This is a genomic window from Plantibacter flavus (assembly GCF_002024505.1).
Lineage (GTDB): Bacteria > Actinomycetota > Actinomycetes > Actinomycetales > Microbacteriaceae > Plantibacter > Plantibacter flavus_A.
In genome coordinates, this window is record NZ_CP019402.1 from 1,318,842 (window position 1) to 1,340,813 (window position 21,972).

Here is a 21,972-nt window from a genome sequence, read left to right on the forward strand (position 1 = left end):
TTCAGCCGGTGGAGCAGCCGGAGTTGCCGTCGTTCTCGATCATGGTCACGGTCGATGAGCAGTTGGTGACGCAAGAGTTTGAGTGGCCGGCGATGACGCAGGACTGGTGGGCGATGTTGGCTCATCACCCGTTGGCTGCTGAGTTCATCGAGACGGACTGGTCGTATCTGATGGAGACCGCTCGTCTGCACGCTGAGTTCTGGATGGGCAAGCTGTCTCTCGCTGCGGAGCTTCGTCTTCGTGAGGCGAAGTACGGGTTCACTCCTGAGGATCGCGCGCGTCTGCGGATCCAGTTTGCTCAGGCGACGGAGGCTGAGGTGTCGGTGGCTTCGAAGGTTCGGAGTTCGCGTGACAGGTTCGCCGGGATGCAGGTTCGTGACGAGCTGGAAGCGTAATGCCGTGGCGTCCGTTGGACGGGGAAATTTTCCCGTCGTTGGGCTGGCATGTCGCCGACCAGATGTCCGAGTACCTCGCGGCGCCCGCGAAGATGGACTATTCACCGTTCGAGGTGACCAGGGAGCAGCTCGAGTTCCTGGTGCGTCTGTACGAGCTCGATCCTTCGACTGGTCGCCGCGTGAAGCACCGTGCGGTGATTCAGCGGCCTCGAGGTTGGGGCAAGTCCCCGTTCCTCGCTGCGATTGGTATCGCTGAGGGCCTGTTCGAGGTCGTCTTCGATGGTTGGGATGCTTCCGGACAACCGGTCGCGAAGCCGTGGCGGGAGATCCTCACCCCGACCGTTGTGGTGACTGCGGTTTCTGATGATCAGGTCGGGAACACGTGGAAGCCGTTGCTCGAGATGCTCCGTGAGGGGCCGGCCGCGGATGAGTTCGACATTGAGGTGTTGGACACGTTCGTGAACCTGCCGAAGGGCAAGATCGAGCGTCGGACGTCGTCGGCGCGCTCTGCGAAGGGAATCCCGGGTCAGGTCGCGGCGATCATGGACCAGACAGAAGAATGGGTACCCGGCAACGGTGGCGTTTCGCTCGCTCAGACGTTGCGGAACAACGCGACGAAGGTCGGCGGGCTGACAATTGAGTCCCCGAACGCTTTCACTCCGGGTGAACGTTCTGTGGCTGAGGCTTCGGCGAAGTTCTGGGACCAGATCCGGTCTGGGAAGTACAAGAACCTCGAGCGGGTTCGTTCTCTGGTCTATGACCACCGTGAGGCGCCGGCTGAGACTGACACGTCGTCGTACGAGTCGCTGGTGGCTGGTCTTCGGGTGTCGTACGGGGACAGTTCGGATCACGCTGACGGTTGCGTGCTCCACGATCCGCCATGTGAGCCTGGGTGGGCTCCGATCGAGCGCACCGCACTGGACTTCTTCGACACGTCGAACGATCCGCAGAAGATGCGGGCCGACTTCCTGAACCAGATCACTCATGCATCCGATTCGTACGTGTCTCAGCCTGAGCTGCGAGCGATCATCGCGGACGGGCGGGATGATGATCACCCGCTGAAGACCATCAGTAAGACGGAGCCGATCACGCTCGGGTTCGATGGTTCGGAGGGGCGCAAGGATTCGCACATCGCGGACTCGACGGTCCTCATCGGTTACTCGGTCACACAGAAGCACCTGTTCAAGGTGGGCGTATGGGAGCAGCCGGACGGGCCTGCCGGCGAGGGTTGGCGTCCCCCGCAGCTTGAGATCGAGCAGGCGGTCAAGGACGCGTTCCGGCAGTACAACGTCGTTGGTTTCTTCGCTGACCCGTCTGCTGGTTGGGCTGGTCAGGTGAAGACGTGGGAGGCGGACTACAACCGTCGCCTGAAGGTGAAGCTCACCGCGAACGAACCGATCCGGTGGCGTCAGAAGGATGTCTCGCGCACGTGTGAGGCGTTCGAGCAGATGCACTCGGCGATCGTCTCCGGTGACATCACGTTCGACGGTTCCAAGGAGCTCACCGCTCACTTCCTCAACGCACGTCGTGACGCTCGTCGCGCCGGGTACGTGTTGAAGAAGCCGGACGACGATCAGGACTACGCGAAGATCGACGCCACTTGGGGCGCCATGTTCGCGTTCGCAGCTGGACTCGAGGCGCTCGGCAAGGGCGTCACCAACAACCGCAAGGGCCCTGCCCGACGCATCTACTGACCTGGGAGGGGAACGGATGGCTACCACCCCCGACGAATGGCTGAAGCGTCTCACGTTGAAGCTTGATGCCCGTCAGCCGCGGATCGCGTTGATGAGGAAGTACTCGACCGGTGACGCACCGATGCCCGAGATGGGCAAGAACACGCGTGCGTCGTGGGTGGCGTTCCAGAAGCGCGCCCGCACCGACATGGGCGGTCTGCTGTGTTCGTCTTTGAGCGGTCGCATGGTGCCGAACGGTGTCCGTGTCGGCGAGACGGCGAACAACCCGGCAGCTGACGCCCTGCGGCGTGTGTGGCGCGACAACCGGCTCCCGGTGGTGTTCGCGGATGCGATCTGGAACGCCCTGTCGACGTCGTACGGCTACCTGGTGACCGGTGTTCGCACTGGTGACCCGGTGATCACGTCGGAGCAGCCGGAGCAGATGATCATCGCGCCCGACCCGGTTCAGCCGTGGCGGGCACAGGCGGCGTTGAAGGCGTGGCGTGACGACGAGGTTGGTCGGGACTACGCCTTGCTGTGGTTGCCGGGCACTCGTCAGCTGTACGTGCGGTCTTCGAAGACGTCGAACGGTTCCATTCGTGAGTCTGCGACAGGACCCGACTGGGAGCCCTTGGGGGAGCTCGAGGAGTACGCCGGCCCGATCCCTGTGTTCGAGCTCGCGAACAAGGGTGGCATGTCCGAGTTCGAACCACACATCGACGTCATCGACCGCATCAACCTCGGCAAGCTGCAGCGTCTCGTGGTCACTGCGATGCAGGCGTACAAGCAGCGTGCGATGAAGGGTGGCCTGCCCGACAAGGATGAAGAGGGCAACGACATCGACTGGGCGAAGCTCTTCGAGCCTGCCCCTGGTGCTCTGTGGGATCTTCCCGAGGGCATCGATGTGTGGGAGTCACAGTCCACCGACATCCGCCCCCTGCTGGACGGTGAGAAGACCGACCTTCGGGACTTCGCGGCTGTCACGCAGTCGCCGATTGACGTGTTCATCCCTGACGGGCAGAACCAGTCGGCTACGGGTGCGGCGAACGTCCACAAGGGCGAGATCATGAAGGCCAAGGACCGCATCGCACGGATGACAGCCCCCATGGAGGGCGCTCTCCTCTCGGCGTTGCGGATCCTCGGTCTCGATGACGGTTCCACGGTGCAGGTGCTGTGGGAGCCGCCGGAGCATGTGTCGCTGTCGGAGAAGTCCGCAGCTGCAGCGCAGGCGAAGACCGCCGGCAAGTCGCAGCGGTGGATCGATCAGCACATTTGGGGCATGTCCCCGGACGAGATCGCTGAGGAAGAGACCGCGAGGGCTGCTGAGCAGCTGTCAGCGGCTGTTCTGATCGGTGCTGGCAGTGGCAACGCCTGAGCAGGTCATCGTCGGCTACAACGACGCCGTTCACGCCGTCCGGCAGCGAGTGGAGACATTCGCCCGGATGGCGTGGCTCGGCGCCGGTTCGTGGCGTGACGCTGACATTGATCGTCTGGTGCGGTTGATCGTCCCACGTGTGCAGGCCGGGCAGGTGCTCACCGCGCAGCTCACGTCCGCGTATCTGGCGTCTCTCGAGACCGTCAGGACGGGCGAACGGGTCGCGCCTGCACCGGTGTCGCGTGACGTTGTTACGACGGCGCGTGGTGTGCCTGCTGAGGACGTGTACCGCCGGCCAGCGGTGTCGATGTACACGGCACTGTCGAACGGCGCACAGGTCAAGGACGCGATTGAGCAGGGAGTCAACCGGCTCGTGTCGCTCGTGGGCACCGACCATCAGCTCGCGAAGACGTCGCAGGCCCGGTCGTCGCTCACGGGTCGCGGGTTCACGTACATGCGTCGCACGTTGACGGGTCGCGAGAACTGCGCCTTGTGTGCGATTGCTTCCACCCAGCGGTACCGGGTGCAGAACCTGATGCCGATCCATCCTGGCTGTGACTGCGGTGTCGACACGGTCGAGGCCGGTTCGGATCCGGGGCAGGTGCTCGAGCCGGAACGGTTGGAGACCATCCACGCGGCGATCGAGAACGAGTTCGGCGGCACTGACCGCGGCGCACGTTACCTCGACGGCGGCAATAGCCGATCCGACCTGCTCGATCTTGTGACGGTCCACGAGCACGGTGAATACGGGCCGACGCTGACGTGGCGTGAGCAGCACTTCACCGGGCCTGGCGCCCTCAACTGATTTCCCGCAACCGCGGGATTGAGTCACCGAAACGGTGGCTATCCACACACCCGAAACGGGGAATGCACTGATGCCGAAAACCGAAGAAGAGATCGCCGCTGAAGCAGCCGCAACGGATGCGAACGCAGCGAAGACGATCGAGGAACAGCTCGCCGCCGCTCAGGCGGAAGCCGAGAAGTGGAAGTCGCTCTCACGCAAGAACGAAGAGCGCGCCACGGCCAACGCCGACAAGGCGCGGCAGCTGGACGAGCTCGAAGCCGCGAACCAGACCGAGCAGGAGAAACTCCTCGCTCGCGCTGAGGCCGCGGAAGCGAAGCTCGCCGAGATCGACGCGAAGACCACCGCCGCGACGCTCCGTGAGGAGATCGCGAAGGAGAAGGGGTTCGAGGATCGGAAGATCCCCGCGACCGCGCTCCGTGGTGCCAGCCGTGAGGAGCTCGAGGCACACGCCGACGAGATCCTCGCTCTTCTCCCCGCGCCCGCCGAAGCACCTGGTGCTGAAGGCCAGGGCGCAACAGGAACCCGCATCGGTGATGGTGACATGTCCGCTGACGACATCGTCGCCGCCGCTACCGCCCGGTAGCACCCCGGTTCATCACGTCCGTGATGGCCGAAACGTTCTGAAAGGGAAGCCATCATGGCAAACATCTTCGTCAAGGGGCAGAAGATCGCGGCAACCGCGCTCGCTCTGCTCCGCAAGGAACTGAAGGCGCCGTCGCTCTTCACGTACAAGTTCGGTGAGGCCGACTTCAAGGGTGCCGAGGGCGACGTCGTCAACATCAAGCGCCCCGCGGTGCTCGTCGCCCGCGAGAAGCAGTGGCGTGGCGACGACTCGATCGTCGTCGACCGCATCGCGAACAGCAAGATCCAGGTCAAGCTCGACCGTCACCCCTACTCGGCTGTGCACCTGCAGCCGGAGGAGGAGACGCTCGACGAGGTCGACTACGTGCGGGACGTGCAGGCACCCCAGGTGCGCGCGATCCTCGAGTGGTTCGAGAACCTCATCGTCGGCACCCTCCGCGCGGCAGCGTTCGTCTTCGGCGTGACGTTCAACCCGGCATCGGGAAGCTCCGTCGAGTCCGACCCCCGCAAGGTCGCGATCCGTGCGCGCAAGCTCGCGCAGAAGGCACACTGGCCCCTCACCGGTCGGTACTGGCTCGTCGGCGCGAACGTGTCCGAGGCCGTCGCCTCCTACGACAAGCTCCTCGACGTCGACACTGCCGGCATCCCCGAGGCGCTCCGTGAGGGCGTCGTGGGCAAGCTCGGTGGGTTCATCATCATCGAGCTCGACGCGCTCGGTGAGGACGAGTCCTACTTCGTCCACGAGACGGCTGTCGCCATCGCGAACGTCGCCCCTGTCGTCCCCCAGGGCGCATCGAAGGGTGGTGGCGTCGCGGCCGGCAACGGTCTCGCAGTCACTCAGGTCTGGGACTACGACGGCCTCACCATGAAGGACCGTTCCGTGGTGCACTCCTTCGCGGGAGCCACGGCGGTCACCGACCCGGAGCAGCTGGATGACGGTTCGCTCCTCCGCGACGAGAACGACGCGGTCGTGATGAAGTTCCAGCGTGCCATCAAGGTCACGTTCGGTGCTGGCGGGGCTGAGAAGCCGTCCTACACGCTCACCATCACCGGCGCGCCGACCGGCGGCACGTTCACGGTCACGATCGACGGTCAGACCACCGACGCGATCGCGTACAACGCGTCGAACGCCGACATCGCCAAGGAGATCAACGAGCTCACCGGCGTGTCCGGCGCCAAGGTCTCCGGCGGCGCGTTCCCCGGCAGCGCGAAGACGGTCACGCTCAATGAGCGCGCTGTCGTCACAGCCACCGGCGCGTTCACCGGCGGCACCAGCCCGGCCATCGCGGTCGCGTAACCACCCAGGAGGTGAGATCATGTCCAACCCAACTCTGGCGTCCCAAGAGGACGTCGTCGCGGCGCTCGGGCGTGCTCTCACCTCCGAGGAGGTCACGCGGGTCGACGCGATGCTGACGAAAGCATCTGAACTGTTCCGGCTCCGTTCGGGGCAACGGTTCACCCCGGGGACATCGACTGTCCGGCTGAAGGTCAACGCCGGCACCGTGCGACTCCCGCAGTCGCCAGTCACCAGCGTTGAATCGGTGGTCGACGACTGCGGTGCGGTGATCCCGTTCACCCGGTTCGACCAGGTGCTGACGCTGCACCGGCTGTCCTACGAGTTCGTGCGCGTCTCGTACTCGCACGGCTCTGACGAGGTACCCGACCTCGTGAAGGTCACGGTGGCGGAGATCGCCGCTCGTGTCCTCCGCATCGACCCTCGAGCTGCTGCAGGTGTCACGCAGCGGTCGAAGACCACCGGGCCATTCACTGAGGCTGAGACGTTCTCCACCTACTCGGTGGGTGGGCAGTTGCTGTTGTCGCCGGATGATGTGGCGATCGCGAACAGCTTCAGGGCGCCGCGTACGTCCGGCACGATCGTGATGCGCGCATGATCGTGCAACGCGAAACGTTCGCGGGCACCGGTGAAGACTTGCACGGCAACGAGGGCGAGTCCTGGGGGAACCCGGCCGACGTCGAGATCATGGCGTTCGATCCTGGTTCCACTTCGGAGCCGCGCGAGGCCGGCCATGACCGAGTCATCGTCGAACCCACCCTGTACCTGTATCCCGGGACGATCTTCGGCGCACGCGACCGAGTGACCGTGAACGGGCGGCAGTACGAGGTCGAGGGCGAAACCCGTATCTGGGAACACCCCGAGGGTGCTGAGCACTACGGCAACGTCGTCACAATCCGACGAGTGGAGGGCTGACATGGCCAAGGTTCAAGTGCGACTCAAGATGCGCGGCATCCAGAAGGTTCTCCGCGACTACCAGCCCGAGCTCGCCAAGCTCGGAAAGGAAATCGCGGACGCCGCCGGCCCCGGGTTTGAGATGGTCGAGCGCCCTCAGGACTTCACCGCCCGTGTGTACGTCCAGACCGCGAACCGAGACGGCGCCAAGCGGCAGGCTGAGAGCGCAGTGCTCGAGCGCGCTATGGGGTCAGTGCGATGAGGTTCGAGGACGCGGAAGCGATGGCGGTCGCGTTCCTGAAACCTGTTGCAGCTCCGGAACGGGTCGGGACGAAGGTCCCAAACCCTCGACCCAAGCGTTCCGTGCGCGCCTATCGAACCGGTGGGTCCGCCATCAACAGGGTGCTCGAGCGCGCTCAGATCACCGTCGAGGTCGAGGCGGAAAACTCCACAACCGCCTTCGACCTCGCGTCCCGGTGTCGTGAAGAGTTCCTCAACAGGTACACGCGCATGCCGCTCGTTCGAACCGTTGAAGAGACCGGCGGCTTGTACTACGCGCCCGATCCCGCCACGGGTGCTGATCGCTACCGCTTCACAATGTCGCTGACCATTCGCGCCACCCGCTGACCACTGTCAGAGGTAGGCGCTAGCATGAGAGCGGCCCCAAACCGGATGCGTCAACATCCGCCGGGGCCTAACCAAGATCACCTAGTTACGTAGGAGAATCCGTGGCTAAGACAGAGCCTACCCGCACTTGCTGCATCGAAGGATGCATTTCGACGTCACCGCGGATCGTGCGGGCCATGTGCCCCATGCACTACCAGAGGTTCCTCAAAGACGGAACCGCCGGTGAGGCTTCAGCTCGCATAATTCCGGCTCTCATCCAAGATGGCATGAAGCTCTGTCGCGGATGTGGGCAGCGGAAGCCGCTCGACCTTTTTCGCCGACAAGCCGCTAACCGCACTGGGGCTAGCCACTACTGCAAGTCCTGCGGATCGCAGCGGTCACGAGAGGCACGAGAAAGCGACCCGCTGTTCGCTGAGAGAAGGCGTGCATACAGGTCGGCAAATGCGGACAAACTGCGAGATGCGGCACGCAACCGCTACCGCGCAGATCCTCTTCGCGCCAAAGTATCGACCTGGCGGAATCAGGGCATCGAAATGACTGCCGAACAGTACCGCGCCATGCACGCAGATCAACAGGGCGCGTGCGCGATCTGCCGTAAGACTGAAGCGCAGAACGGCAAGGCTCTCGCCGTAGACCATGACCATGAGACTGGTCGTGTACGAGGCCTACTTTGCGACCAATGCAACATTGCGCTCGGTCGCTTCCAAGACAGCCCGGAAAACCTGAGGCGGGCGCTCGATTACCTCGGGGCCTAACCCAAAAAACCATGAAACCCCTGCCGGACTCCGGTGGGGGTTTCGTCATGAAAGGAGGCCCCCGTGGCCGTCAACTCATCCCTCGCTCGGATCTTCGGTTCCGATGCCGACGCGATCTACCTGGCCCCGATCGGCACGCCGCTGCCGACGGGTATCGACTCTGTGCTCGACCCGGCGTTCGAGGACGTCGGCTGGTTGCACTCCGATGGCATCACGGAGGCGTTCACTGGTTCGAAGACTGAGATCCGTGGCCACCAGGGGGCTCGTGTGGTGCGTACGCGCATCGAAACGCCTGGTACCACCATCGGGTTCCACGCGCTCGAGTCGAAGGCTCAGACGAAGGGTCTGCGGTACGACGAGAAGGAAGTCTCCGTAGCGAACGGTGTTCGTCGCACTCGTCGTGGTGCCGGCCAGAAGGTCTCCGCCCGCTCCGTCGTCGTGGACGTGTTCGACGCTGATGACATCACGGTGAAGGAACGTCACGTCATCGAACGGTTTGAGATCGTTCCTGATGGTGACCGGGTGTTCACGAACTCGGACATCGCGGGGTTCCCGTTCCTCGGGGAAATCATCGGCGACTACATCACGTTCGAGTCGTCCGGTCTCGCAACGGACACAGTCTGGAACGTGAGCGTCACGGGAACCCCGACTGGTGGCACGTACGCACTGTCGGTGAACGACTTCTCTACGGCGCCTCTCGCCTACAACGCTGCCGCTTCGGCGGTCGCTGCGGCTCTGAACGCTCTCGCGGGTGTCACGGGGCTGTCGGGGATTACCGCAACGGGTACGTCGCCGACTGTGATCACGTTCCCGTCTGCGGTGACTCTCGCAGCGAATGGTTCCGCACTCACCGGCGGTACTGACCCGGATGCTGTGGCTTCGACGACGCCGTAACGATGTGGCCGGGTGGGGAATCCCTTGGTGATGGCTCGCCCCACCCGGTCACTCTCTTGAGCCGTCACCACACTACGAAGGAGCCGTCACCATGGCACGAATCCAGATCCTCGAACTCCCATCTCAGGTCTTAGGCGAGCTCGTCCGCACGCCTTTCGTCCTCGTGATCGACCAGGTCGACACGGAGAGCATCAGCAACCATGCAGGCGACAACGTCCGAACGCTCACTGAGCTCACGCAGGACGAAGCGAATGCGATGGCGAAGAGCGTCGGCGCGGAAGCCGCGATCCTCGCTGCCTGCACCCTCGATATCGCCTGACCAGGCATTCCCAACTCATCACGAAGGAGTCATCACCATGACTGAAGTCCAGAAGTCCAAGCCGAAGAAGCCGAAGGCGCCGCAGGATCACAAGCCGAAGAAGCCTGCCGTCAAGATCGTCGAGGGTGGGCGTGAGGTCGCAATCCGCGGCGTGAAGCTCACGATCCTCGACGAGTCACTGAACGACTACGAGCTGCTCGAGGACGCCGCATCCGGTGAGATCTCGCGCATCGCGCAGGTCTTGAACCGCCTGCTGGGTGAGGAGCAGACGAAGCTCATCAAGGAAGCGCTTCGTGACCCGAAGACCGGCCGTGTGCCGGCGCAGGGTGAGGGTTCCATCGCCGAGTTCCTGTCCGAGATGTTCGAGGCCATCAACCCAAACTGATGTCGCTCGCGGGGATCCTGATCCACTACAAGGGTCCCCTGCGAGCGTCGCTCATGGCTGAGTACGGTGTGCGTCTCGGCCAGCAGGGCATCAACATCATCGAGCTCGCCGATTACGCCGCGAACCTCACCCCAGGGTGTGCGTTGTGGCGTGCGATCGGTGGGCCGAATGCGTGGTCCCCGGAAATGCATCTGCTGAACCACATCGAGTGGCGTTTGCAGATCCTCGACTGGCGGAAGACGAAGGCTGGGCGTGAGGGCCGCAACCAGCCGAAGCTGTCGAAACCTCCCGCGTACGCGCATGAGGCGTCTCCGGACAACGCCCACACCGAACGTCAAGCCGCCGCGTACCAGCGCCGTCAGGCACGAACCCAGTAGCCCCTCTGGGGGTGTTTCGCATCCCCGGAGGTGGTCTGCTTGGCAACCGAAATCGCGGACGCGTACATCGCCCTGTACACGCGTATGCCTGGTGTCAGTCGTGACATCGGTCGGTCGCTTGGTGCGTCTGACGTGCAGGGTGCCGTCAACGAGGCCGGACAGCGGTCAGGTAACTCGTTCACCGCGGGTCTCGGGAAAATCGTCAAGGGCGGCGCGATCGCTCTCGGCGTCGCTGCTGCCGCAGGACTCGGAGTAGCCCTCGCGAAGGGATTCAGCCGCCTCGAGGCCATCGACACCGCTGAGAAGAAGCTCACCGGTCTCGGGCAGACGACCGAGAACATCACCCAGATCATGGACAACGCGAAAGCGTCCGTGAAGGGAACCGCGTTCGGTCTCGGTGACGCTGCGACGGCTGCTGCGTCTCTGGTGGCGGCGAACATTAAGCCTGGTGAGCAGCTGCAGGGTGTCCTGAAGTCTGTTGCGAACAGTGCTTCCGCTGCTGGTGTGGGTATCGGCGACATGGGTTCCATCTACGCGAAGGTTGCGTCGCTGGGGAAGGCTCAGAACGACGTCCTGCAGCAGGTCGCCGACCGGGGTATCCCGATCTACCAGGCGCTCGCGCAGAACCTTGGTGTGACGACTGAGGAAGTCTTCAACATGGCTTCGGCCGGCAAGATCGGTTTCGCTGAGTTCGAAGCGGCCATGACTTCCGCGTCGGGCACGGTCGCGGAGGAGATGGGTAAGACCATCCCCGGCGCCACATCGAACTTCCTCGCCTCCCTTGGGCGTATCGGTGCTGGCCTGCTGGGCGGCATCTACCCGTACATCGCGCCCCTCATCTCGGCTGTCACGTCAGCGCTTGGCCCGATCGAGGATCTCGCTGCTGGAGTTGGCGACAAGATCGGTTCCGTCGTCGGGCCGGCGCTACAGGGCATCACCGACATGCTCAACGGCGGGTTCGACATTGGCGGGTTCGCGGAACTGCTGTCGCTGGTTTCTCCGCTCGGGCTGGCTCTGAAGCTCCTCGCACCGGTCCTGCCTGTCCTACTCGGCGCGTTCTCGCAGATCGGAGACGTGCTTGCCGGCGCGTTCAGCTCAGCGGTTACGACCCTGCTGCCGCAGATCGTCCTGCTGGCGAACATCTTCGCTGGCGTCCTTGCAGCGGTGCTCCCGCAGATCCTGCCGCTGATTGTCACCCTTGCTGGGGTGTTTGGTCAGCTGCTCGCCGCTGTCCTGCCGCTGGTGGGTCAGCTGATCACGGCTCTTCTGCCGGCGTTCAACCTGATCGGGCCGCTGATCGGCATGCTGGTTCCCATCTTCTCCACCCTGATCTCAGCCCTGATGCCGATCGTGGAAATGATCTTCCCGCTTCTCTCCACCCTGGTAGCGGCACTCGCACCAGTATTCATGCAGCTGGTCGGGGCAATAACGCCTCTGCTGACCCCGATCCTGGCGCTTCTCACCCCGCTGCTCGACCTGATCGGGGTGATCCTGCCGCCGCTGATCGAGCTGCTGTCATTCCTCATCAACGCTGGCGTTATGGGTCTGCAGATCGCCCTTGGTTTCCTGATTCCGATGATCACCTCCGTGGTCAGCGCGATCTCCGGAATCCTGGTTCCGGTCATCCAGATGATCTCCGACACTCTCGGCGGTCTAATCACGTTCATCACTGGTGTCTTCACCGGCAACTGGGAGCAGGCGTGGGACGGGATCGTGCAGATCTTCGCTGGCATCTGGAACGGCATGACCGGCATCGTCAAGGGCGTCGTGAACGGCGTCATCGACCTCATCAACGGCGTGATCGCTGGAATCAACAACGTCGCACAGGGCATCAAGGATGCGTCTGGCGGGACCATCGACCTCACGGTTGGGGAACTGCCGAAGCTCGCGAAGGGTGGCATCATCGCCGCCCGTCCTGGTGGCATGCCGGCGGTCATCGGTGAGGGTCGCTACGACGAAGCGGTCATTCCGCTCAGCCCGCAAGTGCTCGGTCAGATTGGCGGCGGGACCGGTTCGGTCACGCAGAACAACGTGTTCGAGCAGCGCACTGAGGATCCACAGATCCTGTTCCGGCAGGCCGGCAGGTTGCTCGAAGACGCAATGCAGGGGGCCTGATGGACGACTACGTTGCGTACGGGATCGACCTCGGCGGTATCTGGTTCGACGGCACCACTGACGTCCCCACAGGTTGGGGGTTCAGTGGGCTGAATGACTGGCGCCGGCTACCGGACAGCAAGAACCCGTCTGACTCGAACCCGCTCGGCGATGGAGACTTCACGCCGGGCGAGATTCTGCGGAGTTCGTTGGCGGTGTCGTTCGACGCGTTCTTCCTAGGGGAGGATGCAGCGGACGCTCTTGCCGCTCAGGCGCGTATCACGGCGTGGGGTGCTTTCCGCACCCCACAGCCGATGACGGTGCACGCTCAGGACGGCTCGTGGACGCGCATGGTGTCTATTCGTGCTGCGACGCCGAAGGACAACTACGGCGGAAACGACGTCGAGTTCGCCATCGATGTCCTCGCGCATGATCCGATCCGGTACGGCCCTGAGTTCACGATCACGACGGGCATGCCTGACAACTCGGGCGGGTATTCGTACCCGTACTCGTACCCGTACAGCTACGCGATGTCGTCCAACTCTGGGCGGTTGGTGATCCCGAACACGGGGTCCGCTGATGGTTACCCGTTGCTCGAGGTGACGGGTGGCATGTCGTTGGGTGTGGAGCTCGTCGTGAACGGTCGCGGCCGGTTGCGGGTGGAGCGTCCGATCGGTGACACGCAGTCGTTGGTATTCGACACGGCTGAGCAGCGTGTGTTCCTCGACGGCATCTCACCGATCCCGTCTCGTCTGGTGACAGCCCGGGACTGGTTCTCGGTCCCTCCCGAAGGTTCAACCACTGTCACGGTGCGTCCGTTGGGGACGGTCACTGGTGATCCAAAGTTCAATGCCCGCATGCGTGCGGCTTCCTGGTAGGAGTACCGATGCTGACCGATCTTTGGCCCACTACGGGCGTGCAGTTCACCTCTGACGAGCACGCAGCGATCCTTGCTGGCCTGGTGGTGAAGAACGCTTCCGGGGTTCCACGCGCAGGTGTGCTGCCCCGCCACACGAACGCGCTGGTGACTGCCCGCCCGGACATGCGAGTGAACGTCCTACCGATGGAGCTCGTGCACGTGAAGGAGGGTGCGCGCTTCGCGGCGCTCACTGAAACGATCGACGTGGCGATCCCGAACCCGCCGTCTGCGAACACGCAGTACAACATCGTCGCGTACGTGGGAACGGATCAGAAGCTCACGGGGACAGTGTCCACTTCGGACTTCGTTGTCGTACCCGGCACGCCGTCGGCGACCCCCTCTGATCCGGCTCTGCCTGATGCTGCTATCCCGATCGCTCGTGTGGCGGTTCCTTCGACGGCTACTGCGACGAACTCGGCGGGCGTTGTCATCACCCCGTTGCACCCGTTCACCGCGGCGGCTGGGTCGACGGTCTTATTCCGCACGAAGGCTGACCTGGATGCGTGGGCTGGTGCGGCGCAGGCGCAGAAGGCGTATGTCACCGCGACGAACCTCGATTACGTGCGGGTCGGCGGGTCCTGGGAAGTCGCATACGGGCCGTCTGGTGTCGACGCCGCTGGTTGGACGTGGATCACCATGGCGAATGGGAAGCGTCGCTGGTACCGCTATTTCGTGGAGTGGTCGGCGCCGCAGTCGTTCGGGCCGGCGGGTGGTTCGTTCTGGACGCAGAACCGTCAGAGCGGCATCAACCCTCCAACGGGGGTGGCATGGGACGCGGTCATTGTTCGGGCTTCGTGCTGGGGCAAGAACACTGCGTTCAACGGGTTGCAGCAGGTTCTGCTGTGCAATTTGTCGATTGCGACGGGTTCAACGTCGGCATCGCTCAGCATCTTCAACCCGACAGCGATAACGGTGGCGAACACGAGCATGGAGCTTCGTGCGGCGATCGAACTGATCGAGATTTGAGGCGACCATGACCATATCACCGCTCACGAATCAGGCGTACGTCACGTCGCAGAAGTCCAGCCGCAACGGGGCGACGATTGACCACTTCCTTGTGCATCACGCCGTATCGACCAACTGGCGTGCCGTTCTCGATCTGATGATGGGCGCGAAGGAAGTATCGGCGAACTACATCATCGGCAACGGCGGCGAAATCATCTCGGTCGTCCCTGAGGAGTACCGGGCATGGACGTCGTCGAGCTCGGCATGGGATGGGCGTTCGATCACAGTCGAGGTGTGCAACGAATCCCTCGATCCGGCGACCGGGTATGCGATCTCTGCGAAGGCTGAGGAGTCGTTGGCGAACCTCATCGCTGACGTCGGCGCACGGTACGGGTTCACCCCCACACGTGACGGCAGAGCATCCACGGTGCTCGGTCACCGGGACCTCGCGGACTGGTTCGGCGACTCGTACGCCACCCAGTGCCCCGGCAACTACCTGTACGACCGTCTCCCGATCATCGCCGCAGGTGGCGAAGCCAAAGCGAAAACCCAACCGATCCAGGAGGATCCCATGTTCAACCTCACCTTCCGCGACGACGGTGCAGGCATGTGCACCAGCATCTTCGGCACCTCAGGCGTCGGCACCCAGCAGCTCTATGAGCTCCTGTTCCGTGTCCGCAACGCCCCCCAGCTCGCCACCCCGTTCCGTGGGGACTGGACGCCTGGCGCATACGCGGGGAAGCCAGACACCCTGAACGCAACCGAGTACGCCATCGTCGACTCGTTCCTCGCACTCCACCGGAAGGCGGGACTTGCGGGCATCCAGCTCGACGACGCCAAGCTGCGCGCTGCCCTGTCTGACGCACTCAAGGGTGCGGTGGTGAACGTGGACACGCAGGTGGACGCGGCGGAGCTTGCGAAGGCGTTCGAGCAGATCATCCCTCGGGTATCTGCGGCGATCGTGAAGCAGGCCGGCGAGAAGCTGGCGTCCTGACCCTTTCGTCCCGGGAGGGGGATCCCATGTTCAAACGATTGTTCGCCGCGTCCATCTGGGCGTCGGGCAACATCCGGCCCGAGGATTGGCGGTTCCGTGGGATCTTCCGGGTTGTCCTCCCGGTCGGCAACCTCATCTTCCTGTACTTCGGGGTCGTCGGGTTCGCCCGCGGTGTCGGGTCGGTGACTGATGTGACGAACGCCACGTACGCGGCGTTCTGGTCTGGCGCGATCGCGTTGACGGGGCTGGCGTGCCTGGTGGGCGTGGCGTTCCCGAAGCTGGGGAAGCTCGAGCTGGGCGCGAAACTGGTCCTCATCGGGCTGGTCGCGTCGTACGTGGCAGTCCTGACAGCACGGAGCTTCGAGATTCCGGGATCGCAAGCCACCGCGGGTCTCATGTCGGCGCTGATCGTGCTTCCCATCTGGCGGGTCCTAGACCTCGGGTTCCAGTTGCGGAAGCAGAAGCGGGTCATCGAGTGACCGGCGCGGAGTGGATCTCAGCCGCCGGTCTCCTCGTCACGCTCCTCCTCGGGTTGGGCGTGTACCTCAACAACAAGCGTTCCAACCGGACAGCGGAGACACGCAACCAGGTGGATGCAGGGTCGCAACTGTTCGACAACAACATTGAGCTCGCCGAGTACGTGGACAAGCGCATCGCGATCGCGTTGCAGCCAGTCCAAGAGGAGCTCAACGCATTCAAGGAGTGGAAGAAGTCCACGAACGCGATCATCCGCCGGTTCTTCCGGCAGCTCATCACCTGGGATCGGAACGGCCGTCAGGGTCAGATGCCGATGCCGTCCGCTGAGGACATGACGCAGCTCGAGATCGAGGATCTGCACTCTGACTGAGCGGACTTCGGAGTGCTGTTGACACCCCGAAGTCCTGACCCCCTGCAGGAGGGTGAGCGCGAGCTTACCCACTTAAACGACACACCGATATAGGAGACAACCCCATGTCCAAGCACGCAGCAGTTCCCGAGATCTGGTTCAAGTCCCAGCGGGTCATCCGCACGGTCCTCGTGAACCTGATCGTCATCCTCCCCGTCGTGAACATCTCACTGCCGCTGGTGGTCGACGCGTTCACCGGCAATGGCGTCCCGGCTGAGGTCACCATCCTCGTCAACGCGATCGTCGCAGGCATCCTCGTCGTCACTGGTGTGGTCACTCGCATCATCGCGATCCCAGCGGTGAACGACTTCCTCACGAAGCTTGGGGCCGGTTCGGTCCCGAAGTTCGCGGTCAGCGACGAGATCTGAGAGTTGGTGACCCGTGAAGTGTTTGCTGTTCGATCTGCTCACGGGTGAAGACCTCGATCAGCTGTCCGTCGTTGATGCGACGTGGACGCAGACGATCGGTTCCCCGGACAGTTTGAAGTTCGACGTCCCCGTGTACACCGAGTCCATGCGCCGTCTCGGGTTGGCGAACCTCGTTACCCCGAAGAAGACAGTCATCGCTGTCCAGGAAGACGGTTGGGCTGACTTCGTAGCTGCCGGCCGTGTTGGCATCCCGGAGTGGGATGAGGACTCGAAGATCCTGTCGATCCCTGGCAACGGTGTCGAGTCGGTGCTTGGGGAACGTCTCGTCCTCCCGTTCAACGTCGGCAACATCATCGGCTCGGACGGCAAACCTGTCTCCACGTACGACACCAACCTGTCCGGTTGGGAGTACGGCACCATCATCAAGAAGTTGGTGCAGCGGGCCATGGCGATGCCCGGGTTCGGTTTGCCGTGGGTGTTCGAGGCGGACCGGGTCGGGTCGCGGGAGAAGAACACTGAAGCGGCCGACATGAAGAACCTGCTCGAGCTGATCGATGACATCACGAAGCTCGAGGGTGGTGTCGAGGTCGACTATGTGTCCCGTTGGCGCACTGACGTGGTGGGGAAGATGCAGACCCTGTTGCGGACAGCGACCGACGCTGACCGGCTCATCACGTCACAGTCGGAGTTCGACTTCTCGATCCGCGGGAAGAGACCGACGGCTCGGAAGCTGAAGTACAAGCCACTGCCGACGTACATGACGTCACGGGCTTGGTTCACGGGCGGGAAGACGGACGACCGTATGTTGGTGTCCCGTGCTGATGACTCGTACCTCACCGACCGCGGCTTCCCGTTCTCGGAGGTTCTGGACTCGTCGCATTCGTCAGTGAAGGAACAGTCCACCTTGGATTCCTATGCCCGCGCACGGGTCGCTCAGGGTCGCACGATAGGGAAGTTCTACTCGTTCGATGTCCGCAAGTCCGCCGCGGTGGGCATGCGTAAGGGCGACTGGTTGTCGCTCGACATTCGCGGGTCGGTGTTTCTGGAGAACGGTCAGAAGCGGCTGCGGGTGGTGTCGATGTCGGGTGGCACGTCTGATCCGGAGTGGTTGCAGGTTGTGACGGCGGAGGAGTTCTAATGGATGGTCCTCGGTATGTTCCGCCGGAGCAGTATCAGGCTGGTCTGATCAAGGATCAGCAGCGGCAGTTGCGTGACGCACAACGGTCTACGGGCACAGAGCGTGCGCTGACTGTCCAGGAGTTGCAGGCTGCTGTTGAGGAAGTCCAGCGGGTCGCTGCGGCGCAGGCTGAGCAACTGTTGGCTCTCAACGCCGCGGTTAACCTCCTGAACTCCACGCGCCCTGTGTCGGCTTCTGGCGGGACCACGTATCAGCCGGTGTCCGCGAACTCGTGGGCGACCACAGACCAACCGTCTGTGTCGTTCTCCACGCCGACCGGTCGGGCACGCATCGACGTGCAGGCGTTGGTCCTGTCCGCCGGTGATTCCGCGATCGCAACGTTCGGTATTTACACCGACCTCGGCGCACCCGTTGTCACGCGTGAGAGCCGACGGGATGCGTGGAAGGGCTTCACGAACGGTGTCCTCGGCGGTGTTGGTGGTGCCGGGTTGGACGTCATCGACGGTCTGCCTGTGAACACGCCCCTCATTGCCCGGTTCGAGTGTTACGCGTACAACGCGAACGCCATGTTCCGTTCTCCGTCCATTTCAGCAGCCGGTACAGCTTAGGGAGGCCCACTGTGGCAACGATCATCACCGGGCCTGTCCCGGATTCAGCCGGCCAACCAGCAGACGGACGCCTCGAGTTCCGACAGGAGGTGCCGTTCGCGTCGGCTGCGGGGTCGGCAACTCAGGCTCTGGCGATTGCGACAGTGCGCGGTGGCGAGATTGTCGCCCTCGATGGCGGACCGTTCACCATGCCGCCGTCACCACCTGGCACTGCGGTCGTCATCATCGAGGCCCTGCGAGGTCGAGCTTCGGTGCGGCGAGTGGCGATCCCCGACCAAGCATCCGTCCTCTACATGGACCTGCTCCCACCCGTTCTCGGGTACGGGGAGATTTGGTACGTCGAGCTCGAAACAGATCCTGTGCCTGAGGGCGCGAAACCCGGCGACTGGTTGTACGTCGGCTCCACGAACATGCTCTACCTGATTGGGGAATGACACATGGTTACGAAGATCCCGATCTCGAACCTCAAGGGCGACACCGGCCCCATCGCACCCGAGACGGTTATCGACTTCCGCCGGGAGACCGACGACGTCGTGCTGGAGCGCTACAACGGCGAGGAGAAGAACCTCGGCAGCTTCAAGGGAGACAAGGGCGACCGCGGAGACGACGGCGCCAACGTCATCCCCACCGCGAACGCCGTGAAGAACGAGGTGACGAACGCAACCCCCACGCGGCAGTTCCTCGACCAGCGGTACCTGCTCCTCGCGCCGGCCCCGTCCGGCGGCGACGACACCGCCGTGCTGCAGGATCTCGTCACCAAGGCGACCGCGACCGGCGTGCCCCTCTACCTGCAGCGGGGCACCTACCTGACGACCGGCCTTGTCGGTCCGTCCGGGTTCAACCAGCCCATCATCCGCGGCTTCGGCCGCAACCTCACCACCCTGCAGGTCACCGGCGGCGGCACCGCTATCCTCCTCCGGGGTGGATCCGGGCAGCTGTCAGGCGGCGTCATCGAGGACATGTCGATCGAGGGTGCAGGCGGTATCGGCATCGAGCTCCGGGGCTGCGGCGGCGTGAACATCTACCGCGTGTGGATGAAGAACCTCGCGATCGGCTGGTTGCTGAACAACAACGGGACGGGCAACTTCTCGGAGTTCAACGTCATGCATGACTCCGAGTTCGCCACGTCGGTAACGCTGCCGATGGAGCTCCGCCGGGGAACGGGCAACGACTCGTTCCACGGTGTCGGGTTCCGCGACGTGATCCTCAACCAGGGCACCTCTGCGCCCGGCCCGATGATCAAGGTCGGTGCTGGCTGCCGGCTGTACCACTCGCCGATGGACGTCACGCTGTTCCTCCGCACCGAGGGTGTGCCGTTCCTGCTGAACGAGTCGACGCAGCACGTGAACACGATCGGGTCGATCCGCACGGAGACGACCTCGACCAAGGTGCACCAGTTGTTCGGATACTCGTCGTCCGGACGCTGGCGTCACGCCGGTTCTCTCAGCAGCATCTCCGAAGGTGTGCAGCTCGGTACGGGGATGACGCTCGTCGACCGCTACCAGCTGAACTCAGACGGAAGCGTCACGCTGCAGGAGACACCGGACGAGGTCAAGTACCAGCTGACCACCGGGGCGAACCTCACGCGCGCCTACGCAACAGGCGGCGGCACCTGGCTTGCCGTCGTGGACATGCGCGGCCCGAACTTCGAGCGGACAGTGGTCTGCCTCGTGACGCGATACGCGGCCGAGTCAACCATCGGTGTCGTCAGCATCGGCACGACGCGGAACTTCGACGGCGCGAGTATCGGGACCGTGACGGTGGGCGCTTCAGGTCAGTCGCTGGCGATCGCGGGGGCGAACTTCCCCGCGTCTGGCTTCACTGCGCGTGTGACGTCGACTCCGTTGCAGGGACGCTTGCAGTTCCCGCTTGTCTAGTCGGTGGGTGGGTGGTCGCCGCGGCGCTTCGCCTCGTCGCGGTTGTACACGCCTGTGAGCCAACCCGCGCCACACACGAGGGCCACGTAGAAGGCCCCGACTGTGACGGGGCCGAAGTCTCGCATCCCGAACCAGCCGACTTCCATCATGCCGGTCATGAAGCAGACGAACGCCGCAGCCAGGAAGCCCCAACCGCAGATCTTCTCGGTCAGGTCGTCGACTCTCCGCTGCCCTGGTGACCGACTGTCCATGCGCAACACCCTACTGGCCCCCTGGCTCGCTCTACAGAGCGAGCCAGGGGGTTTTCTTGTGTTTCGTTCTAGTGCGTCTCGCTAACGACATGGTGTTTGAGACAGTGAAGCTGCTTGACTGAGCGAATGTCCAACGAAGACCATCCGCCAGCGCCAGCGCCAGCGCCAGCGCCAGCGCCAATCAATGACGGCCGCCCCTCGAACTGGGCGCTCGCCGTTCTCGGAGCTTTTGCTGTCGTGGCCATAGTCGCACTTCTCGCAGGGTTGAGACCTGAGAGCCCTGGCTTCATAGAGGGGCGCCTATGGGATGGTGGCACTGCCATCCTTGCCGCTTGTGGGGTCGCGCTGTCTGGATGGCTGCCGAAGGGGTCGAGACGCACAGTCGTCAGTTGGGTCGGCATCGTGTTAGGTCTGGTCGGGCTGGCCTTGTCGGTCGGCAACTTCGTTGCAATCCGCTGATCAAGGACGACATTCTCGATGACCTGCTGGATGTCCTCAGCGACATCGCCGCCACTAGGTTCCGCGGGCAGCGGCGCATACCGGGTCCTCTCGCCCCTACATGCGTCGCCGCTGCACTCCGTCCCCGTCGATCCCATTCGGCGGACCGTCCCTCCCGTCGCGCTTGGACGGGAGATCCCACCGCACCATCAGATCCGCGCCTTCCAACGTCGGCGTGGTCCCCATGAGCACGAGGGCGCCGGGGTCGGGGTCCCAGCGGAGGACGAAGAACACGTCGTTGCCGCGGCCGTCGCGCCGGCGTTGGATGATGGCCTTCGGGTGCACCGGGTCATTGCGCATGCACAACCAAGTGTCGAGGTCGAAGCGGATAGGTCGAGTACGGGCCACGAGCACGATCGTAGGTTGGGCCGCAGACGCTGTCTCAACCCGAGGGTTACGGAGCCCTGACGGGTGTGTGAGTCATGCCATAATCATCGTCATGACTGAAGAGGCTGGCATCACCTTCGGAACACAGTGGCTCTGGGATCCGACGGCTCCTGTGCAACTGGTCAATCAGCTAGTGATTCAGCCGGACGTGCCAATGCACGACGGAGCTGCAGGCGATCAGATCTACTTGACCTTTGGGCACCTGAATCCACCTCTAGTCCTCGGGGACGTGGCGGACCCCCAGGTTCAAGCGCAGCACGCCGGTGCGTTGCTCCCGATTACTCCCGTCGCGCGTCTCGCTGTTACGCGCGAGCGGCTTCAGGAGTTTTCAGAGGTTCTGAGCAACTGGCTGCAGACTGCGGGTGCAGCTGAACCGAAGGACCAAACTGAGTCGGAGGGGAGGGGCGAGCCGGGGGTGGCTCACCCTGCCCAATGAATAGCCCTCTTACTTTCAAGAAAGTGGCGCTAACTGTAGGTACTTCTGCTGCGCTGGTTCTGTCGGCAGGAGCGGCAGGTGCCTCGACTTCAAGACACGTCACTTACGAGGTGGTCATCCTCGACAGCGGTGCACCCGTGCCCGCCAAGAAAACCGAGCGCCGTGTTCGGGGGTACAGCTTCACTGCCAGGTCGGG

General features: G+C 63.5%; 28 protein-coding genes. 26 read left to right on the forward strand and 2 right to left on the reverse strand.

Features of this window, described 5'->3' with window-relative positions; translation table 11 throughout:
- The first annotated feature begins 8 nt into the window (after window positions 1-8).
- From BWO91_RS06185 to BWO91_RS06305, 26 genes are all read left to right on the forward strand, one after another.
- The gene (locus BWO91_RS06185) at window positions 9-395 is read left to right on the forward strand and encodes a hypothetical protein (RefSeq protein ID WP_205847580.1); all 387 of its coding nucleotides are present in this window, start codon (window positions 9-11) and stop codon (window positions 393-395) included.
- A complete protein-coding gene (locus tag BWO91_RS06190) occupies window positions 395-2,089 on the forward strand; it encodes a hypothetical protein (RefSeq protein WP_079001845.1) in 1,695 nt (564 codons plus the stop codon). The genes BWO91_RS06185 and BWO91_RS06190 overlap by 1 nt, the downstream gene beginning before the upstream one ends.
- Window positions 2,090-2,105: 16 nt before the next feature.
- The gene (locus BWO91_RS06195) at window positions 2,106-3,443 is read left to right on the forward strand and encodes a phage portal protein (RefSeq protein ID WP_079001846.1); all 1,338 of its coding nucleotides are present in this window, start codon (window positions 2,106-2,108) and stop codon (window positions 3,441-3,443) included.
- Complete coding sequence (locus tag BWO91_RS06200; RefSeq protein WP_079001848.1) at window positions 3,430-4,248, forward strand: hypothetical protein; 819 nt, start codon at window positions 3,430-3,432, stop codon at window positions 4,246-4,248. The genes BWO91_RS06195 and BWO91_RS06200 overlap by 14 nt, the downstream gene beginning before the upstream one ends.
- A 70-nt stretch (window positions 4,249-4,318) precedes the next feature.
- Complete coding sequence (locus BWO91_RS06205; protein ID WP_079001850.1) at window positions 4,319-4,831, forward strand: hypothetical protein; 513 nt, start codon at window positions 4,319-4,321, stop codon at window positions 4,829-4,831.
- A 54-nt stretch (window positions 4,832-4,885) separates the two neighbouring features.
- Window positions 4,886-6,127, forward strand: a complete 1,242-nt coding sequence (locus tag BWO91_RS06210) for a hypothetical protein (protein ID WP_079001852.1) — start codon at window positions 4,886-4,888, stop codon at window positions 6,125-6,127.
- A 19-nt stretch (window positions 6,128-6,146) separates the two neighbouring features.
- The gene (locus tag BWO91_RS06215) at window positions 6,147-6,722 is read left to right on the forward strand and encodes a hypothetical protein (protein WP_079001853.1); all 576 of its coding nucleotides are present in this window, start codon (window positions 6,147-6,149) and stop codon (window positions 6,720-6,722) included.
- Window positions 6,719-7,039 (forward strand): hypothetical protein, encoded by a 321-nt coding sequence (locus BWO91_RS06220; RefSeq protein ID WP_079001855.1) that lies wholly within the window; start codon window positions 6,719-6,721, stop codon window positions 7,037-7,039. The genes BWO91_RS06215 and BWO91_RS06220 overlap by 4 nt, the downstream gene beginning before the upstream one ends.
- Window position 7,040: 1 nt before the next feature.
- Window positions 7,041-7,280 carry a hypothetical protein gene (locus BWO91_RS06225; RefSeq protein ID WP_079001857.1) on the forward strand — a complete coding sequence of 80 codons (240 nt, stop codon included), beginning with the start codon at window positions 7,041-7,043 and terminating at the stop codon, window positions 7,278-7,280.
- Window positions 7,277-7,645 (forward strand): hypothetical protein, encoded by a 369-nt coding sequence (locus BWO91_RS19620; RefSeq protein ID WP_153303400.1) that lies wholly within the window; start codon window positions 7,277-7,279, stop codon window positions 7,643-7,645. Before BWO91_RS06225 ends, BWO91_RS19620 begins: the two co-directional genes overlap by 4 nt.
- A 266-nt stretch (window positions 7,646-7,911) precedes the next feature.
- The gene (locus BWO91_RS20555) at window positions 7,912-8,400 is read left to right on the forward strand and encodes an endonuclease VII domain-containing protein (protein ID WP_079003862.1); all 489 of its coding nucleotides are present in this window, start codon (window positions 7,912-7,914) and stop codon (window positions 8,398-8,400) included.
- Window positions 8,401-8,463: 63 nt separating this feature from the next.
- Window positions 8,464-9,294, forward strand: a complete 831-nt coding sequence (locus BWO91_RS06240) for a hypothetical protein (protein ID WP_079001861.1) — start codon at window positions 8,464-8,466, stop codon at window positions 9,292-9,294.
- Between the two features lie 91 nt (window positions 9,295-9,385).
- Window positions 9,386-9,613, forward strand: a complete 228-nt coding sequence (locus BWO91_RS06245) for a hypothetical protein (RefSeq protein WP_079001863.1) — start codon at window positions 9,386-9,388, stop codon at window positions 9,611-9,613.
- A 37-nt stretch (window positions 9,614-9,650) separates the two neighbouring features.
- A complete protein-coding gene (locus BWO91_RS06250; RefSeq protein ID WP_079001865.1) occupies window positions 9,651-9,998 on the forward strand; it encodes a hypothetical protein in 348 nt (115 codons plus the stop codon).
- A gap of 53 nt (window positions 9,999-10,051) precedes the next feature.
- Entirely contained in the window at window positions 10,052-10,375 is a 324-nt protein-coding gene (locus BWO91_RS06255; protein WP_153303401.1) for a DUF5361 domain-containing protein, read from the forward strand.
- Window positions 10,376-10,414: 39 nt separating this feature from the next.
- Window positions 10,415-12,490 carry a tape measure protein gene (locus BWO91_RS06260; protein WP_079001868.1) on the forward strand — a complete coding sequence of 692 codons (2,076 nt, stop codon included), beginning with the start codon at window positions 10,415-10,417 and terminating at the stop codon, window positions 12,488-12,490.
- Window positions 12,490-13,347, forward strand: coding sequence for a phage tail domain-containing protein (locus tag BWO91_RS06265; RefSeq protein ID WP_079001869.1), 858 nt, complete (start codon window positions 12,490-12,492; stop codon window positions 13,345-13,347). The genes BWO91_RS06260 and BWO91_RS06265 overlap by 1 nt, the downstream gene beginning before the upstream one ends.
- An 8-nt stretch (window positions 13,348-13,355) precedes the next feature.
- Window positions 13,356-14,354: a hypothetical protein gene (locus BWO91_RS06270; RefSeq protein WP_079001871.1), complete on the forward strand. Its 999-nt coding sequence runs from the start codon at window positions 13,356-13,358 to the stop codon at window positions 14,352-14,354.
- Window positions 14,355-14,361: 7 nt separating this feature from the next.
- Window positions 14,362-15,327, forward strand: a complete 966-nt coding sequence (locus tag BWO91_RS06275) for a peptidoglycan recognition protein family protein (protein ID WP_079001873.1) — start codon at window positions 14,362-14,364, stop codon at window positions 15,325-15,327.
- A 26-nt stretch (window positions 15,328-15,353) separates the two neighbouring features.
- Window positions 15,354-15,806 (forward strand): hypothetical protein, encoded by a 453-nt coding sequence (locus tag BWO91_RS06280; protein WP_079001875.1) that lies wholly within the window; start codon window positions 15,354-15,356, stop codon window positions 15,804-15,806.
- Window positions 15,803-16,174, forward strand: coding sequence for a hypothetical protein (locus BWO91_RS06285; protein WP_079001877.1), 372 nt, complete (start codon window positions 15,803-15,805; stop codon window positions 16,172-16,174). The genes BWO91_RS06280 and BWO91_RS06285 overlap by 4 nt, the downstream gene beginning before the upstream one ends.
- A gap of 104 nt (window positions 16,175-16,278) precedes the next feature.
- Window positions 16,279-16,581 (forward strand): hypothetical protein, encoded by a 303-nt coding sequence (locus tag BWO91_RS06290; RefSeq protein WP_079001879.1) that lies wholly within the window; start codon window positions 16,279-16,281, stop codon window positions 16,579-16,581.
- A gap of 22 nt (window positions 16,582-16,603) precedes the next feature.
- A complete protein-coding gene (locus tag BWO91_RS06295) occupies window positions 16,604-17,719 on the forward strand; it encodes a hypothetical protein (protein WP_079001881.1) in 1,116 nt (371 codons plus the stop codon).
- Window positions 17,719-18,327: a hypothetical protein gene (locus BWO91_RS06300; RefSeq protein ID WP_079001883.1), complete on the forward strand. Its 609-nt coding sequence runs from the start codon at window positions 17,719-17,721 to the stop codon at window positions 18,325-18,327. The genes BWO91_RS06295 and BWO91_RS06300 overlap by 1 nt, the downstream gene beginning before the upstream one ends.
- A gap of 11 nt (window positions 18,328-18,338) precedes the next feature.
- Complete coding sequence (locus BWO91_RS19625) at window positions 18,339-18,761, forward strand: hypothetical protein (RefSeq protein ID WP_153303402.1); 423 nt, start codon at window positions 18,339-18,341, stop codon at window positions 18,759-18,761.
- Between the two features lie 3 nt (window positions 18,762-18,764).
- Window positions 18,765-20,204 (forward strand): hypothetical protein, encoded by a 1,440-nt coding sequence (locus BWO91_RS06305; protein WP_079001885.1) that lies wholly within the window; start codon window positions 18,765-18,767, stop codon window positions 20,202-20,204.
- Here the strand turns inward: BWO91_RS06305 and BWO91_RS06310 are convergent.
- Window positions 20,201-20,455, reverse strand: coding sequence for a hypothetical protein (locus BWO91_RS06310; protein ID WP_153303403.1), 255 nt, complete (start codon window positions 20,453-20,455; stop codon window positions 20,201-20,203). The two genes, BWO91_RS06305 and BWO91_RS06310, sit on opposite strands and share 4 nt — an antisense overlap.
- Window positions 20,456-21,010: 555 nt before the next feature.
- Window positions 21,011-21,253: a hypothetical protein gene (locus tag BWO91_RS06315; RefSeq protein WP_079001888.1), complete on the reverse strand. Its 243-nt coding sequence runs from the start codon at window positions 21,251-21,253 to the stop codon at window positions 21,011-21,013.
- Between the last annotated feature and the right edge of the window lie 719 nt (window positions 21,254-21,972).

Excerpts from the sequence above, each read along its gene's own strand:
- BWO91_RS06190 (WP_079001845.1), top strand. The coding sequence starts at position 395 with ATGCCGTGGCGTCCGTTGGACGGGGAAATTTTCCCGTCGTTGGGCTGG.
- BWO91_RS06195 (WP_079001846.1), top strand. The coding sequence starts at position 2,106 with ATGGCTACCACCCCCGACGAATGGCTGAAGCGTCTCACGTTGAAGCTT.
- BWO91_RS06205 (WP_079001850.1), top strand. The coding sequence starts at position 4,319 with ATGCCGAAAACCGAAGAAGAGATCGCCGCTGAAGCAGCCGCAACGGAT.
- BWO91_RS06210 (WP_079001852.1), top strand. The coding sequence starts at position 4,886 with ATGGCAAACATCTTCGTCAAGGGGCAGAAGATCGCGGCAACCGCGCTC.
- BWO91_RS06215 (WP_079001853.1), top strand. The coding sequence starts at position 6,147 with ATGTCCAACCCAACTCTGGCGTCCCAAGAGGACGTCGTCGCGGCGCTC.
- BWO91_RS06220 (WP_079001855.1), top strand. The coding sequence starts at position 6,719 with ATGATCGTGCAACGCGAAACGTTCGCGGGCACCGGTGAAGACTTGCAC.
- BWO91_RS06225 (WP_079001857.1), top strand. The coding sequence starts at position 7,041 with ATGGCCAAGGTTCAAGTGCGACTCAAGATGCGCGGCATCCAGAAGGTT.
- BWO91_RS19620 (WP_153303400.1), top strand. The coding sequence starts at position 7,277 with ATGAGGTTCGAGGACGCGGAAGCGATGGCGGTCGCGTTCCTGAAACCT.
- BWO91_RS20555 (WP_079003862.1), top strand. The coding sequence starts at position 7,912 with ATGAAGCTCTGTCGCGGATGTGGGCAGCGGAAGCCGCTCGACCTTTTT.
- BWO91_RS06245 (WP_079001863.1), top strand. The coding sequence starts at position 9,386 with ATGGCACGAATCCAGATCCTCGAACTCCCATCTCAGGTCTTAGGCGAG.
- BWO91_RS06250 (WP_079001865.1), top strand. The coding sequence starts at position 9,651 with ATGACTGAAGTCCAGAAGTCCAAGCCGAAGAAGCCGAAGGCGCCGCAG.
- BWO91_RS06255 (WP_153303401.1), top strand. The coding sequence starts at position 10,052 with ATGGCTGAGTACGGTGTGCGTCTCGGCCAGCAGGGCATCAACATCATC.
- BWO91_RS06265 (WP_079001869.1), top strand. The coding sequence starts at position 12,490 with ATGGACGACTACGTTGCGTACGGGATCGACCTCGGCGGTATCTGGTTC.
- BWO91_RS06270 (WP_079001871.1), top strand. The coding sequence starts at position 13,356 with ATGCTGACCGATCTTTGGCCCACTACGGGCGTGCAGTTCACCTCTGAC.
- BWO91_RS06275 (WP_079001873.1), top strand. The coding sequence starts at position 14,362 with ATGACCATATCACCGCTCACGAATCAGGCGTACGTCACGTCGCAGAAG.
- BWO91_RS06280 (WP_079001875.1), top strand. The coding sequence starts at position 15,354 with ATGTTCAAACGATTGTTCGCCGCGTCCATCTGGGCGTCGGGCAACATC.
- BWO91_RS06290 (WP_079001879.1), top strand. The coding sequence starts at position 16,279 with ATGTCCAAGCACGCAGCAGTTCCCGAGATCTGGTTCAAGTCCCAGCGG.
- BWO91_RS06300 (WP_079001883.1), top strand. The coding sequence starts at position 17,719 with ATGGATGGTCCTCGGTATGTTCCGCCGGAGCAGTATCAGGCTGGTCTG.
- BWO91_RS06305 (WP_079001885.1), top strand. The coding sequence starts at position 18,765 with ATGGTTACGAAGATCCCGATCTCGAACCTCAAGGGCGACACCGGCCCC.
- BWO91_RS06310 (WP_153303403.1), bottom strand. The coding sequence starts at position 20,455 with ATGGACAGTCGGTCACCAGGGCAGCGGAGAGTCGACGACCTGACCGAG.
- BWO91_RS06315 (WP_079001888.1), bottom strand. The coding sequence starts at position 21,253 with ATGCGCAATGACCCGGTGCACCCGAAGGCCATCATCCAACGCCGGCGC.